Source organism: Lachnoanaerobaculum sp. Marseille-Q4761 (genome assembly GCF_017565785.1).
Classification (GTDB): domain Bacteria; phylum Bacillota; class Clostridia; order Lachnospirales; family Lachnospiraceae; genus Lachnoanaerobaculum.
Genome location: NZ_JAGEKB010000001.1, coordinates 1,265,979 through 1,281,706, shown reverse-complemented (window position 1 = coordinate 1,281,706; position 15,728 = coordinate 1,265,979). Strand labels below are relative to the sequence as shown.

Genomic DNA, 15,728 nt, shown 5'->3' with positions numbered 1-15,728 from the left:
AAATTTACGTTTTCAGTTTATATCAGACATTTATGTATTCATATTTGCCATTATCATTTTCTTTTTTTCATATAAGTCAAATACAGCCTCTTCAGCCCATGAATACTGTTTCATAAACTCACCCTGAAATGACATACAAATATTTTTATTCCCTAAACGCGCATCATAATAATCGCAATCTACTATGTCACGCTTTATCCTCAGGCTTCCCCTCTCTCTAATCAGGATTTCCTGTGCTCCGTACAATTTTAATGTATCATTTAATTCCTTAATAACCCTTCTATATCCGGTCTTTTCAGGATTATCCGCCTGATCTTCTCCCCACAATTTTTCGATCAGCTCATAAATTGTAACAATTTGTCCCTCTCTGTATACACACAGAGCCAATAATTCCTTTGCTTTTCCCGATCTGAAATACACCGGTTCCCCATGAATCCTCAAATCGAAAAGTCCGAAAGTATGAAAATAATATTTCTTTTTCTGTCTTTGCTTAAGCAGTTTTGCTCTCTCCAGTACATCCTCTATATCATATCTGTCAAATGGCTTAAATATAATATAATCTGCCTTCATTTTCATGGCATCAACTGCATATTGCATATGTGCAGTCGCAAATACAATAATCATATCTCCACGTATTTTTCGCAATTGCTGTGCCAGTTCCATTCCGTTCATGCAAGGCATATCTATATCCAATACTGCAAAATCAACCAAATTAAATCTTGCATATTCTACAGCTTCATTAGGATCTGTAAATTTACCTACTATTTCAAACTCTGACAGATCTGCACATTTTAATTCAAAGAGCTGCAAATCCAAAATCATATCATCCACAAGGATTGTTTTCATTTACCATCTCCATATAATATACAAATCGTCTATTCTTCTGCATTTTTAAAACTATTATACCAATCAGACCGTTCAACTTTCGTATATTACATACTCAATTTTTTAGTTTTTAACCCATCTTTTGAAAAAAACATTTTTACCTTTGTTCCACTTCCTATGGTACTCTCTATATTTATTCCACAACCTTCAAAATGTGACATTCTTTTCTTTACATTTTGAAGACCTATAGAATGTGCTCTATCGACTTTCCCTATATCAAAGCCCACACCATCATCCTCTATATTTACAAACCAAAAATTCTCATCTTCATAAAGACTTACCCTTACACTTCCTCCACTTATCTTCGGTTTAATACCATGCAAAATTGCATTCTCTACAATAGGTTCTATGGTCAGTGCCGGAATCATAAAATTAACATCAGGAATATTAAACTCAACCCTAAGTCTCCCCTCAAGTTGTGCCTCATTTATTTTGGCATAGGCCCTGGTTGCTCTGATTTCATCCTTAAAAAGTACCAGCTCATCAGCATTTACTCCTGTATTTACATTAAACCGAAGATATCTTGCAAAATCTTCCACCATTTTAACTGCCATCTCAGGTTTCATAATAATAAGCCCTTGTAAAGTATTCAGTGTATGATAAAAAAAATGAGATCTGATTTGTGCAAGTAATTGTTTACTCTCTTCCTGTTCAAGTTTTTGCTGTAAATTTAATATTCTCAGCCTTGAAGCTTCATCCTGCATTTCCTTAAGTTTTTTTGTTCTATAAAATTCGTAACCAATAATAATTCCCGTCAAAATACTACCTATCAAATTCAACCAAAAGCTTTTCCTCTTGTATATTGGAACTAAAGGCTCAAGAGTGAACTCCCATTTTGTATTAAAAAAATCCGCACTATATCGTACTGTTTCAGAAGTTTCTTTAATCCCTATATTTGTTTCCAATATTGTCTGATTACTATTATCATCCGGATTAACTCTCCAAATTCTACATGCAAATCCTTCATCATTAATTAAATCAATAGAACTGTTTTTAAAAATTTGCGGATAATTTAATGTCACTGACACAATTCCCCAATACTTTTTCTCACCATAATCATCTGTCAGATGCACCGGCATTCTTCCACATATACCTTCTCCACCCTCTACCAGTTCAAAAGGTCCCGCCAAAATTAATGTATCTTTCGTTACAGCACTTTGCGCCTCCAAATTTCCCGCACCTGAAGTATTCATATCTAAACTATATACAGGCTCATTTCCTTCCATAGGAAAAACCCCTTTTACAACACCTCCGGGTGCAAACAGAAAGCTCCTAACAATACCATCATTTAACATCCTCTCTGCTATAGGTTCAAAATTTTTAAAATCTCCTTCGGTTTCAATCAAATGCCCTTCCATAACCCTCAGTTTCCCCATCTGCACCTGTAATGTTTCATATGTTTCAGACTCCAAGCTATGATATATTCTGTCCATTTTTAATTTGTTTTCCTTTGTTATCTGTCTCTGGAATAAAATTGTTAATATAATTCCTATAAATGCAAATAATATCCCGATAAGTACAGATTTTTTTATAATATTTTTTCTCATCTTATCCTCAACCGATACTAAACTCTCTGAAATTCCATTCATAATTATTTATATCTATTATATTATATTAACTTTATATAGCAATGATTACATATTAACCGACTGACATAAGTGTTCTCATACATATTATCCACACAAAAAGACGGGTTGATTATCAACCCGTCTCATACTTAAAACAAATCAAACTTTTATATATAATTGTTTATTACTTATTCTGCTTCTCTAAGATATTTGTTGTACCTGCATCCTTACCAACATTGAACTGATCCCAAAGAAGATCCATTGAAAGCTGGATTCCCTTACCCTGGCTTAACTTATCATCATTGTCTTTTCTGTCTGCAACTGTACCTGTTGTGAACTTACCTTCTGCATCAGGATCCATAGCTACACCAACGAAGATGTCAAGTCTCTGATCTGAAGCAGGAGCACACTTAATAACATTGTTCTCTAATGCCTTCTTAACATCCTTATCATTTAATGCTGATAATCTTACGAAGTCAACTCCACCAACCTTGAAGAATCTGCTGTCATCTGCACCATCAAGTGAGATTGCCTTAGCAAGCTTAAATGTAGGCTCATTATCTGTTGATGTAGGAACAAACTGCTCTCTGTGGATATAAACAGCAACACCGATCATCTCATCAAGGTTTCCTGAGTCCTTCTTATCAAGAGCACTTGTCTCAAACTTAATGCTGCTTAACTTAGCTGCAATATCACCAACGTTTACTATATCTGAACGGAATACCTGAGCATATCCCGGATACATATTGTCGATTGTAAGTAAAATCTTACCGCTTGCATCTGTAGAAGCCTTCTTATATGCAGTACCGATATCCTTTGTTAATTTCTCCTTGTCTACAAGCTCTGCATTGAAATCAACATTGTTGTGTCCCTTTGCTCTCTCCTTGTAAGCATCAATGCTACCGGGCTTAGCTATAATATTGTAATCACTTGATCCTCTAAGGAAGAACTGATCTCCAACATATCCTGTATCACCGATACCGTCTACTATAGACCATCCGGCACCCTTCATTGTCTCATCACCATACTGTCCATATAATCCTAAGTCAACAAACTTAACTCCAAAATCTCCTGTTGTAGCCTTTGTTGTTACATTTAATGAATCTGTCCAGTAAGCATATCCTGTACCTGCCAATACTAAACCTAATGCTACAATACCACCAACTAATGTGTTTCTTCTTGATCGTCTCATTTTTTCCCTCCTAAGACATTAAAAATAAAATATAAATCATATCTTTATGAAAAACCCAATCTGATTTTTCACCATGAGATTATTATACACCATTTGCCTAAATATAAAAACATACTCAAGTCATATCTTAATATACTACTAAAGTAGTATATCATACTTTAATCTCGAGTATCTAACAACCCTTTATTCTACTAATGCAGCTCTAACCCTCTTAAAAACCGTATGTTGTTCTTATTTTACCAAATCATATTTTATAATTTCAAAACACCCCCCGATTTATCTTGCATTATTATATATATTATACATATCCTGATAATCCAAAGACTTAAAGCATCCTATACTTCTTGATTTATTATATGAACAGTTCAAAGCCAAATCTTCTATATCTTTATCACTTACCTCGCTGCCAAGAAGCTCATGCAGACTTGTAGGCATATCTACGGATTTAAAAAATTCCTCCGTTTTTTTGATACCTGCTGCAGCAGCTTTTTCATCATCAATTTCCGCTATTCCATATACTCTTCTTGCAAACCTTGCAAATCTTGCTATATTCTCATCCTTTACATAATTTGCCCATGAAACCCATAATGCACTGAGAGTCGCACCATGTGTAGAATCAAAAAGTGATGATATAGACATTCCAAGCTGATGGCATGACCAATCTCCATCCCTTGGAGTATCTCCCTTTGCACCAAGTCCTGTAAGTCCTATATGTGACACACTTCCACACCACATTATTTCACTCATCGCTTCATAGTCTGTCGGATTATTAAAACCTACAGGTCCGAATTTAATAATACACCTAAAAAGCCCTTCTGCCATCTCATCAGTCATATGGTTCCCCAAAATGTTTGTAAAATATCTCTCAGAGGTATGCATAAAGATATCCGCCACTCCTGCACCTATCTGATATTTCGGCAAGCTGTATGTAAGCTCAGGATCCATAATAGCAAACTTACATCTGTTATAATCTGTAGTGATACCTTTCTTTATATGGCTTCCTGTTACATCATCCGTAAGTACTGCCGAATCACTGGTCTCAGAACCTGCTGCGGATATGGTCAAAATAGTACCTATAGGCAAGGACTTCTCTACAACTTTTCTTTGAAAGAAAAACTCTTCTATATCAGTATCAGGATTTGCAACACCTATGGCTACAAATTTTGCAGTATCTATAACACTGCCACCGCCTACTGCCAGTATAAACTCAGCTCCAAATACACATGCCTCTCCTGTCATCTCCTTTGCCTTACTGAGCAGCGGATTTGGTACCACACCTCCAAGAAGCAGTACTTCAATACCCTCGTCATTCAGTTTTTCTTTTACCATATCAAGCAGTCCGTTTTTCTTTGCACTCTCACCGCCATATATCACCGCTGCTTTTTTCACTCCGAATTTTTTTACAAGGTTTCCAACTTCAACTTTTCTTCCTCTACCGAAAACAATTTCAGTAGGTGAATAATAATTAAACTTTAGCATATACTACCTCACTTATCATTTATTCTTTCTATTAAATCCATATAGTCCCTACAATACTTTTCATAAAGGGGCTCCAAGATTCGCTTAAAATCTGCTCTCTCATCAACCGATAAAGTATTTATCTCTATTCCCTTGTCAACCAATTCATCCTCATAGAGCTTTTCTTTTTCTTCCCAAATCCTCCTCTCATAAATACTGCTCTCTACGGCAGCCTCCTTTATAAGTTTTTTATCTTCTGCTGAAAGTTTATTCCATGTGACATTTGAGCATATCTGCATCTCCGGAACTCTGGTATGTTCGTCCTTTGTATAATACTTTGCGTATTGGAAATGCATAGCCGAGATATAGGACGGAATATTATTTTCTGCTCCGTCTATTACTCCCCTTTGCAATGAAGCGTACACCTGACTGTACTCCTGTGCTACAGGTTCCGCTCCCAACATCTTTACCATATCTTTCATAAGATCTGATTGCTGTACTCTTATTTTTAAGCCCTCTAAATCTTTTATATTTTCAATAGTTCTTACATTATTATAAAAATTTCTTGCTCCTGCGGTATAAAATGATAATGGTACAATACCTGAACCTTCAAACTCCGCCAATATCTCTTCACCTATTTCACTATATAGCACATTCCACATATGTTCTTCATCTCTGTATAAATAAGGCATCTGCAAAACATTCAGTATTGAAACCTCATTTGAAAGAGGTGAAATTGAGGCTCTTGCAAAATCTATACCGCCAAACTTCAACTGCTTTATAACACTCAGTTCATCTCCAAGTTTTCCGTCATATACAACATCTATCACTATTCTTCCATTGCTCTTTTCCTCTACAAGCTCGGCAAACTCAAATGCTCCAAGTGTGGTAGGGTAATCCTTAGGATGGTTTTCCGCATAGGTGAAAACATACTCCGTGTCCGGCTTTTTTCTTACACATGAAATATTAAAAATCATATAAGTAAAAGCTAAAAGCCATACAAGTTTATTTTTCATTTCTTTATTCTTTCCAAAATATCTTTAAATATCTGTTTATAGTCTTTTCCAACTATTCTCTTTGTAAGAATATATCCATTTGTATTATCGGTAAAAATAATCAGCATCTGCGGAAATCTCTTCCCGGCTTTTATCCTGCTCCATTCCATGAAATCATGCTCACTGCCCACTTCAACACTTATTCCCTTTTCTCCAAGCTCAAGGGTAAGCTCCTTCAAACTTTTTTCGTTCTTTACTGCCTTTTGATACATCATAACCGGCTGAAACAACACGAAAAAAAGCACTGCAAACACCAGTATAACTCTTAAAAAATTATTGACTTCATGCCATCTTACAGATATAAGCGCCAACATAGCAAATGTGAAAATAATATTTACAATTCCCACCAGAGATGAATAAAGAAAAAAGAAAGACAGCCTAAACAATTCAAAAGCCGTATTTTTATATTTGAATTTGTAATTCATAAATCCTCCGCATTCTATGATATATTGTATATATTTTATATCAAAAAGTACAGGTTGGCAAATATGAAGTGATAATAATTTTATACACAAAAAAGGCATGTGAAAAATGAAATACCATTTTTCACACACCCTTTTTATCTTATTTAGAATATTATAACATTTCAGACATTATAATATTATCTACCTCTTCTTCTTGAGCTACCAAAGCTTGAACCGAATGAGCTTCCTGTACTTGAACCTGCTGAGCTTCCTGCACTTGAACCCTTTGAGCTTCCTGCACTTGAACCCTTTGAGCTTCCTGTGCTTGAACCTGCTGAACTACCTGTGCTTGAACCTGTTGAGCTACCTGCGCTTGAACCTGTTGAGCTACCTGCGCTTGAACCTGCTGAGCTTCCTGCACTTGAACCCTTTGAGCTTCCTGCATCCGGCTTTGTTGATGGCTTTGAAGCAGCATCCTTGTTCTGCTTCTCTAAGATGTTTGTTGTACCTGCATCTTTACCAACGTTGAACTGATCCCAAAGAAGATCCATTGAAAGCTGAACACCCTTGCCCTGGCTTAACTTGTCATCATTGTCTTTTCTGTCTGCTGCTGTACCTGTTGTAAACTTACCTTCTGCATCAGGATCCATAGCTACACCAACGAAGATATCAAGTCTTTGATCTGTAGCAGGTGCACACATAATAACATTGTTCTCTAATGCTGCTTTAACATCTGCGTCATTTAAAGCTGATAATCTTACGAAATCAACTCCACCAACTCTGAAGAATCTGCTGTCATCAGCACCGTTATTTGCAATTGCCTTAGCAAGCTTGAATGTAGGCTCATTGTCCTTGAACTGAGGTATAGACTGCTCTCTGTGAAGATAAACAGCAACACCTATCATATCCTCAAGATTTCCTTTTTCCTTGCCATCAAGAGTCTTTGTCTCAAACTTGATATTGCCTAACTTAGCTGCTATATCGCCAACGTTTACGATATCTGAACGGAATACCTGAGCATATCCCGGATACATATTGTCGATTGTAAGTAAAATCTTACCGCTTGCATCTGTAACAGCCTTCTTATAAGCTGTTCCGATATCCTTTGATAATCCCTCTTTGTCTACAAGCTCTGCATTGAAATCAACATTGTTGTGTCCCTTTGCTCTCTCCTTGTAAGCATCAATGCTGCCAGGCTTAGCTATAATATTGTAATCACTTGATCCTCTAAGGAAGAACTGATCTCCAACATATCCTGTCTCACCGATACCGTCTACTATAGACCATCCGGCACCCTTCATTGTCTCATCACCATACTGTCCGTATAATCCTAAATCAACAAACTTAACTCCGAAATCTCCTGTTGTAGCCTTAGTTGTTACATTTAATGAATCTGTCCAGTAAGCATATCCTGTACCTGCTAATACCAAACCTAATGCTACAATACCGCCAACTAATGTATTTCTTCTTGAACGTCTCATTTTTTCCTCCTGAGAATTAAATTAATAAAAATAAATTGTGAGTCATGACACTCAACTTTTGAAAAACTCATTTTTGTTTTCCGTTGTGAAACAAGTATACATCATTCATATAACTATAAAAACACCCTCAAGTCATATTTTAGACTACTACTAAAGTAGTATATTACATCTCATTCTGTATACCGCTATCGTAAATATACACAAAATCTTTTGATAATATATAAGCCTTACCATCCTTAGGCAATTCATTTTCACTCTCTACATAGAATATGGCTTCTCTGATTTCATCTGAAAGTTCCACCATTTCTGCCATACTCTTTATATTTATTACAGGCTTTTCACTAAGATCAGGTATGCCTTTAATACATATCATTCTACTTCCATATTTCCTCATCATCTGTGAAAGCTTCTTTAATGCAAGTTCTTTGCCTTCCATATTCACAGTGAAGAATCTGACAAAAGCTATAAATCCGGTAGAAACCAGTAATAATGCAATAAATACTACATAAGAACCGAATTTCGGCTGCACTTTTATTGTGGTCTGCTCTGTAAAATCCCCACTGTCCACAACTATACTGTCTTTATTGATTTCATAAAACTTGTCCTTGCTGACAGGTATATCTATTTTATATGAAAATTCTTTTTCTTCTCCACCTACATCATATTTACCGCTGAATAATATATAAAAGTCTTTTTCAGTCTCTCCACCAAGTACAGCCTCAATATCCTTTGCATAATCTCTATAAGTCGAACGATCTATGTCCAGACTTTCGGTTATAGTAGCATAATTTATAAAACTATTATCTATTGCACCTTCCTTAATAGGATATGTTTTCTCATATATAACAATTTTTTCATCAGTATTGCTTGATTGATATCCTTGCAATACTGCATCTATAGAATAGTTTCCTGATATATTAAGCGAGCCTGTCAGAGTTAATTCAGACTTAAAGTCAACTCTTATAAAATCTGTAATTGCACTCGAATAAAGTCGTCCTTCCTCTAAAAATTCACCCTCAAATACACTGTTTTCCAATAAATGTACTTTGTACGAAGCATCCGTGGAAATATTATAAGAATTTATAATCTCATCCTTTGTCTCCATATGCGGTCTTGCTTTTATAAATAAAAAAACAGCACTGATAATCAATAATATCGCACCGACAATGTAAAAAAATATTCTTATATTCTTTGTCAGCTTAATATATTCTTTGGCATTTATATCGGAAGCTTGCGTCTCTTTTTCTTTATTCTTTTTTATAAATCTCATTATTTGTCAACAACTCCTTTTGGAATATTGTCTGATCCTTTCAATATTAATATTGGTAAACCTACTTTGGGAATCACTTTTATAACAATACCTCTGACATCATTAGGAACTACCTTTCTTTCATCAACTGCATTATTATTATCTCCCTTGGTTTCAAAGCTTACATTTCCCGCCTCATCTTTAAACACTTCTTTAATTCTATGCGTTATAGTTATATTATCCCGCTTAAAATTTATAATATCCCCCTCTGACAGAGTATATATTTCCTCTTCTTTTACTATTTTTTTTACCAGAACCACATCTCCGGGAATAATTAACGGCTCCATGCTTCCTGTCAGTATTATTGTTGGGTATATAGGAAATACACCTACACAAAACCAAACAAACATTATTGAAGCAAAAAGAGATAATATGTATATTATATCATCTCTTTTACTCATACGGCTCTGATATCCCTGTGCAAAAGCATGTTCCGAAATATACATTGCATAAATAATCGGAAACACAATACCTATTGCACTTTCAAGCAACCATGGTAGTTCGGGCAGTACAGGACATAGTTTTTGGAAAAGCTGTATAATGCACAAATACACTATACCCGGCAAAACTCCTCCATAAAAAACAAATACAGACAAAAGAACATTCTTTGTTATTATAGGTATTACAGTTTGCGCAATATATATAAACAACTCCTTAAGTTCTTTGGTACTTGCAATCTTTCCAAAATTGATTTCTATTAAACACATTATAATAGTTATAATAACTATTGCAGCTTGCTTATATTTAACACCCTTATATGTTGCTGCAAAAGAATACTGTCTTATCATTTCCTTTGCTGTAATCGCTGAAAATATTGTAAAAATATTTAACAATATTCCCATAGGAGATGTATCATAAGGACTTGCCCCCAACTTTTTCAGAAATAATGCAGGAACAAATTCCAAAGCTATAAATATTATTCCTCCGGATACACCATATCCTACAAGATCTCTGCTTGCCGGATTACTTTTAGGTATATATAAAACAGGTAACAGAAAAAATATAATAGCTGTAAGAACACACCAATAAACCGCTGTAATTAGTGGCATGCTAAAAATCTTACCTTTTAAGTATGGTAATGCCGGTAATATAACACCCAATAAAAGAAAAGCCGCATAGATAGTATATTTTTTTTCAGGGCTTATTTTTTTCATATTACTCGTTTTCTGATTCTGTGCCTATGCTCTCTATATTTTCCTCAGATTCTGCTTCTGTCTTTTCTTCCACACTCTCTTTCGGATTTTCCGCATTAACATCTTCTCTCTGAGACTTAATAATTATATCATTTTCCTTACTCTCCGCCTCTTCCTTTATCTCAACTTCAACATTATAAACAACCGGAATTGTACTTTTCACTTTTAGTTCATCTTTCCAATATGCCCATGATGTTATACTGAATAAAAGGACAAAAGCTGTCGCTGCTGTAACGATATAAGTTTTCTTTTTCATATGCAATCTCCTATCTCACACTTTTTTCTACCTTGGAACCGCTTTGAAATACATCAAAAGGTATTTCACAGGAATATGTGACCATAACACCGTCTACCATTGTTCCGATAAGTTCATATTCATTTAAATCAAGATCGGCAATTTCAGAAAGAGCTTCACTCTCTACATTTAACTTTGTAGGTAAATCTCCTACCTCTTTTATACTTTCTCCGGTCATTTTTAAATATATCTGCCCTCTAATATCACTCTTACTTTCTTCATCCAAAGTCTTATAAACTTCAAATTGTAACGGTTGTGTAAATGCTTCCTTGTTTTCATCAAGAGAATAACCGACTCCGTTATAGATCATCATCGCTCTATCAGCCTGTAACTCTATAATATCTCCGGTTTTTGTTAACTCAAGTTCTGTATGATTTAACTTATTAACTGTACTGTCTTCTGAAGTATCTAACGGAAATTCCAATTTTAAAAGCTTACCTTCCAGTAATGAATTTACAGGTAAACCTTCCTTAAATACTACTTCAAGCTCCTTATCTGTAGTGTTAAATTCCGCTTCCAATGGAGTTTCATCATTACCGTTAATATCAGTTATATACGCTGAATATTTTTCACTGACTTTACTGCTGAAAATAACATCCATAACTCCACTTGTAACTTTAGTTTCTGCAAATATGGTTGAATACCAGCTTGAATAAGTTCCTCCCATGGCTGCCATTCCCAAAAACAAAATTAAAAAAACACATGACCTTCTTGAAAACATACTTTTTTTATGCATCATTCTCCTACCTTTACTACAAAATATATTTTATATACATAAATTCTAACATTTTTCATTAGAATCTAATGCCATTTGAAATTTATCTATATTCCTTTCAACAAATACCAAAACTTCTGTTCTGCTATACAATTGCAACTTACCAAATATATTTGATAAATGTTTTTTTACAGTTCCTTCAGATACAAACAATTCCTCAGCTATCTTTGCATTTGAATAGCCTTCCTTTAAAAGCAATACTACTTCCAGCTCTCTTTTTGTTAGGGTTTCTATCTTTTTTTCTTCCTCTGATGTATTGCCCAAATTTTCAAGCAAATCAGCTGAATAGAACTTCCCCCCTCTATCTACCACTTTGATACTGTACATAATATCATCTATAAAAGCATCTTTTAAAACATAGGCATCTATTCCAAGTTTTTTTGCTTTAACAAAATCACTTTCACTCGATGATGATGTAATTACAAATGTCTTTACGGATTTATTCTGTTTTTGTATCCATTCCAGAAAATCAAAGCCGCTTTCATTATGTAGATTTAAATCTACAAACACTGTATCTATCGGTCTGTTCTCTGTTATATCAATTGCCTCTCTTACAGTTCCTGCCTGAAGCGTTTCTTCCTCAGGTTTATGAAGTTTTATAATTGATTCCAATCCCTGTCTAGCAATAGGGTGATCATCCAACACAAGCACCATTTTTGCCCTCCTATTATCTTGGTAAACTAAGCTTAACTCTAACTCCGCTTTTATCACTATGTACTATACTCAAATATCCCTTTAGCAAAACCGCTATGCTCCTCATATTTCTCAAGCCATTTCCCTCTGTGAAATTCTTGTCTTCTTTCGAGAACCCCCCTCCGTCATCTTCTACTTTTAATTCAATTGTGTCCGACTTTAACTTCAACTCAATTTCTATATTTTTTGCTTTTCCATGTTTTATAGCATTATTGGTCGATTCACATACAACCCTGTACAGAGCTATCTTCTGTGCTATCGGTATATAATCGGACTGCTCATCTAAATCTACATCTATCCTTACATCATTTAATCTTTCTATTTCCTCCATATATGCATAAATTGTATGAATAAAAGTGTTTAAATTATCTTTAAACCTTTTACCGTATATACTTTCTCTAAGTTCCGCCATAGTACTTTCGACAGATTTTTTTAACATATGTATAGAATCTATAATTTCATTCTTTTCCATATTTTTCTCCGCCATTTTTACTTTATTTTCCAAAACAGCCAGACTACAGGTAATACCGAAAAGCTTTTGTATTACAGTATCATGGATTTCATTTGCAATACGGTTTTGTTCTTCTACCGCAACAAACCTTTCAACTTGAGAATATGTATCAAGATTATTGAAAACAGACTTTATCAGATATAAATAAAAATCTTTTTCATCTTTAAAAATTTCAGATATTTTTCTGACCAAAACTCCGCTAACATATGTAGCCTCTCCAATAGATATTACTTCATACTTATTTCCTCCGGATTCCATATAAAATATTTCATTATATACCTCTTTAGATATGGTATTAGTATATGTCTCATTCCAAAATTTAATCCTTTTTACTATATCATCAAACCTTTCCCTATCAGTTTGATAACTTTCTATAATCTCCGGAACACCTTCTCTTGCAAATTTTATAAGAATAAACTCTGAATACAACTTATTTTTTCTTAGTAACATTGACAGCTTTTCCATTATCTTTTTAGGATCCGTCATTGCAAAAAGTCCGAAGCTGTCACTAAGCTCCGCCAACATCAAAAAAGCATAATTACTAAGCTCCTTTTCTCTTTCAAGTTCAGCATTTAAACTTTCCAATTCTTCTTTTTGTTTACCGATATATGTTATATAGTAACGAACAATATAAAACTCACACATCAGCATAGCCATTCCAAGTATGATATTTATATCTTGATAAGAAGAATTTTCGATACTTTTACCCGCTACCGCACAGAATAAACACCAGACACATGAAATAAAAGTCACAGATATATTTTTATCTAAAGCCACCATAAGTAAAATACAGTTTACTTCATACCAAAGATATGGGCTGTTAAATCCTCCGCTCAAGAATATAAAAATTCCATAAGAAAAGACTTCCAACACAAACATTATCCTAAAATGTAATCTGTTCTCACAAACTCTCTTATACAGCCAGCAACTTAGACCACAGGATATAAGTATTCCCAAAATTATTATTTTGTTTATATATTCATTATTGTATAGCGATACTAAAATATAAAATACCGTAGATAGTATAAAGGTAACCGCTCGCCACCATACATTTATATTTATATATGTAGAACTTTCCCCATCATTCATTCTTTGCACCCCTATTTTACTTTTCTTAAATTTACAAAAAATCAAATCTACTTAACTCTCTAACTAACTGATACTTTATTATTATCCTATTATATCTCACTATAAGATATATATCTACCAAAACTTTTTTGTATATTGTTTACTCAACAGATAACTTTATTTTACACACAAAACAATTCACAATCATATCTTATTTGTGATACTCACACTTTCCCCTATGTAATATTTACTTCCTATTACATTATCAATTTTGTTAAACACGAGTGTAACTCCCTTGACATATCCTTGTCAAGACAGAATAGTTTAATAATTTATTACTATATCTTTATTCTTTTTGTAATACATAAGTTAGTTTAAAGTAATAAGATTTTTAAATTAAAGCAAAACTTATAGTTTTAGCTAAAAATATACAAATACAATAAAAGGTGGGTTGAAAAATCAACACCACCAAAAATATCTAAAATTCACTTCTTTTAATTTCACTGTCCGTAGTTTCTTAAACCAATTTATTATCTCTTTATATCATATGAGACAAATGCATTTACCTTTGCATTTGATGCACTTTTTTCATCAAATTTATTTGTAAGGAATGCATATATCAACTCTTCTCTAAGCTTTTCTCCGGTAGTAAATGCGCCCATACATGCTATATTGGCATTATTACTTAACACTGCTCTTTTGGCAGAATAAATATCTGAGATCAGTGCAGCATACGCACCTTTCACTTTATTGGCAGCAATAGACATTCCCAAACCGGTACCACATAACAATATCCCCCTGTCAAATTTTTTGTTAGCAACCTGTTCTGCTACCTCTATTGCAACATTTGCGTATATTACATCATCACTTCCAAAATCTACAATTTCACCTAATTCATTTCTTTTTATAAATTCTACCAGTCTATATTTTTCCTCTGCTGCATTCGGATCTGAACCTATAGCTATTCTCATCATTTATACCCCCTAGCTTTTTACCGCCCCTGCTGTGATGCCCTTTACCAACTGTTCCTGAAAGAAAATGTAAATTACAATTACCGGAATCATCATAATCATCAAACCGGCAGTAATAAGTCCATAGTGCTGTACATACAGCCCTCGAAGATTAAAACATGCCAGATTCAAAGTACTTAGCTTAGGACCGGATGTAATCACTAAAGCCAATAAAAGATCATTCCATGAGTTAATGAAGGCAAAAGTTCCAATGGTGGCAAGCCCCGGCTTTGAGATAGGCAATATGATTTGGAAAAAGGTGCGTAGTCTTGAACTCCCATCAATTTGAGCCGCTTCCTCAATTTCCCTCGGTATAGTTTTCATAAAAGCCACCAAAATGAAAATACTGAAAGAAAGCTCTGCCACAGTATAGGCTAGAATAATTCCAAGTCTGGTATTTACCAACCCAAGCCTTCTAAGAATCATCAGCATCGGAATGATCACTGCATGGATAGGAATCATGATGCCCAAAGCAAAAAAATTATATAGTATTTTGCCCGTCCACACCCTGGCAAGAATATAGGAAGCCATAGCAGCCACTAAAATCAAAAGAGCTACAGATGTAAAAGAATAAAAAATACTGTTTAAAAAACTGGTAGCAACCTGTGCACCTTTCCATGCATCTTTGTAATTGCTCCAAACCCATACCTTAGGCAAACCAAAAGAATTGCTATATATTTCCCTATCCGGTTTTACAGAGCTAAGTGCTACCCAGACAAAGGGTAGAATACAGCTAAACCCTGCTAAGGTTAAAGCCAGATATTTTAAAGCTGTAACAGGATGAAGAGAAACTCCTTTTTTATACTGTTCTACTGTTTTCATAGTGTTCTC

The 15,728-nt window shown here is 34.4% G+C and carries 15 protein-coding genes; all 15 read right to left on the bottom strand.

All coding sequences use genetic code 11. The annotated features are described in order from the left end of the window. Positions 1–30 precede the first annotated feature (30 nt). The 15 genes from J4O15_RS05925 to J4O15_RS05855 all read right to left on the bottom strand — a co-directional run bounded on the left by J4O15_RS05925 (position 31) and on the right by J4O15_RS05855 (position 15,719). Complete coding sequence (locus J4O15_RS05925) at positions 31–846, bottom strand: response regulator (RefSeq protein ID WP_008753948.1); 816 nt, start codon at positions 844–846, stop codon at positions 31–33. Between the two features lie 86 nt (positions 847–932). Further along, positions 933–2,474 carry a histidine kinase gene (locus J4O15_RS05920; RefSeq protein WP_208100041.1) on the bottom strand — a complete coding sequence of 514 codons (1,542 nt, stop codon included), beginning with the start codon at positions 2,472–2,474 and terminating at the stop codon, positions 933–935. Between the two features lie 163 nt (positions 2,475–2,637). Then, a complete protein-coding gene (locus J4O15_RS05915; protein WP_009221258.1) occupies positions 2,638–3,645 on the bottom strand; it encodes a hypothetical protein in 1,008 nt (335 codons plus the stop codon). A gap of 276 nt (positions 3,646–3,921) precedes the next feature. Then, on the bottom strand, positions 3,922–5,124 hold the full coding sequence (locus J4O15_RS05910; RefSeq protein ID WP_208100040.1) for an iron-containing alcohol dehydrogenase: 1,203 nt from the start codon (positions 5,122–5,124) through the stop codon (positions 3,922–3,924). Positions 5,125–5,132: 8 nt separating this feature from the next. Further along, a complete protein-coding gene (locus J4O15_RS05905; RefSeq protein WP_208100039.1) occupies positions 5,133–6,119 on the bottom strand; it encodes a TRAP transporter substrate-binding protein in 987 nt (328 codons plus the stop codon). Next, positions 6,116–6,583, bottom strand: a complete 468-nt coding sequence (locus J4O15_RS05900; protein WP_208100038.1) for a YcxB family protein — start codon at positions 6,581–6,583, stop codon at positions 6,116–6,118. Before J4O15_RS05900 ends, J4O15_RS05905 begins: the two co-directional genes overlap by 4 nt. Positions 6,584–6,759: 176 nt before the next feature. After that, complete coding sequence (locus tag J4O15_RS05895; RefSeq protein ID WP_208100037.1) at positions 6,760–8,043, bottom strand: hypothetical protein; 1,284 nt, start codon at positions 8,041–8,043, stop codon at positions 6,760–6,762. A gap of 163 nt (positions 8,044–8,206) precedes the next feature. Beyond that, the gene (locus J4O15_RS05890) at positions 8,207–9,313 is read right to left on the bottom strand and encodes a DUF5305 domain-containing protein (RefSeq protein WP_208100036.1); all 1,107 of its coding nucleotides are present in this window, start codon (positions 9,311–9,313) and stop codon (positions 8,207–8,209) included. Further along, positions 9,313–10,506: a signal peptidase I gene (locus tag J4O15_RS05885; protein WP_009219415.1), complete on the bottom strand. Its 1,194-nt coding sequence runs from the start codon at positions 10,504–10,506 to the stop codon at positions 9,313–9,315. Before J4O15_RS05885 ends, J4O15_RS05890 begins: the two co-directional genes overlap by 1 nt. Before the next feature lies 1 nt (position 10,507). Further along, a complete protein-coding gene (locus J4O15_RS05880; RefSeq protein ID WP_009219414.1) occupies positions 10,508–10,801 on the bottom strand; it encodes a hypothetical protein in 294 nt (97 codons plus the stop codon). A gap of 10 nt (positions 10,802–10,811) precedes the next feature. Further along, complete coding sequence (locus J4O15_RS05875; RefSeq protein ID WP_009219413.1) at positions 10,812–11,576, bottom strand: hypothetical protein; 765 nt, start codon at positions 11,574–11,576, stop codon at positions 10,812–10,814. A 45-nt stretch (positions 11,577–11,621) separates the two neighbouring features. Next, positions 11,622–12,269 carry a response regulator transcription factor gene (locus tag J4O15_RS05870; protein ID WP_009219412.1) on the bottom strand — a complete coding sequence of 216 codons (648 nt, stop codon included), beginning with the start codon at positions 12,267–12,269 and terminating at the stop codon, positions 11,622–11,624. A 13-nt stretch (positions 12,270–12,282) separates the two neighbouring features. Continuing rightward, positions 12,283–13,908, bottom strand: coding sequence for a sensor histidine kinase (locus J4O15_RS05865; protein WP_009219411.1), 1,626 nt, complete (start codon positions 13,906–13,908; stop codon positions 12,283–12,285). 509 nt (positions 13,909–14,417) lie between these two features. Continuing rightward, positions 14,418–14,861, bottom strand: a complete 444-nt coding sequence (locus J4O15_RS05860; RefSeq protein WP_009219410.1) for an RpiB/LacA/LacB family sugar-phosphate isomerase — start codon at positions 14,859–14,861, stop codon at positions 14,418–14,420. A 9-nt stretch (positions 14,862–14,870) separates the two neighbouring features. After that, positions 14,871–15,719 (bottom strand): carbohydrate ABC transporter permease, encoded by an 849-nt coding sequence (locus tag J4O15_RS05855; RefSeq protein WP_009219409.1) that lies wholly within the window; start codon positions 15,717–15,719, stop codon positions 14,871–14,873. Between the last annotated feature and the right edge of the window lie 9 nt (positions 15,720–15,728).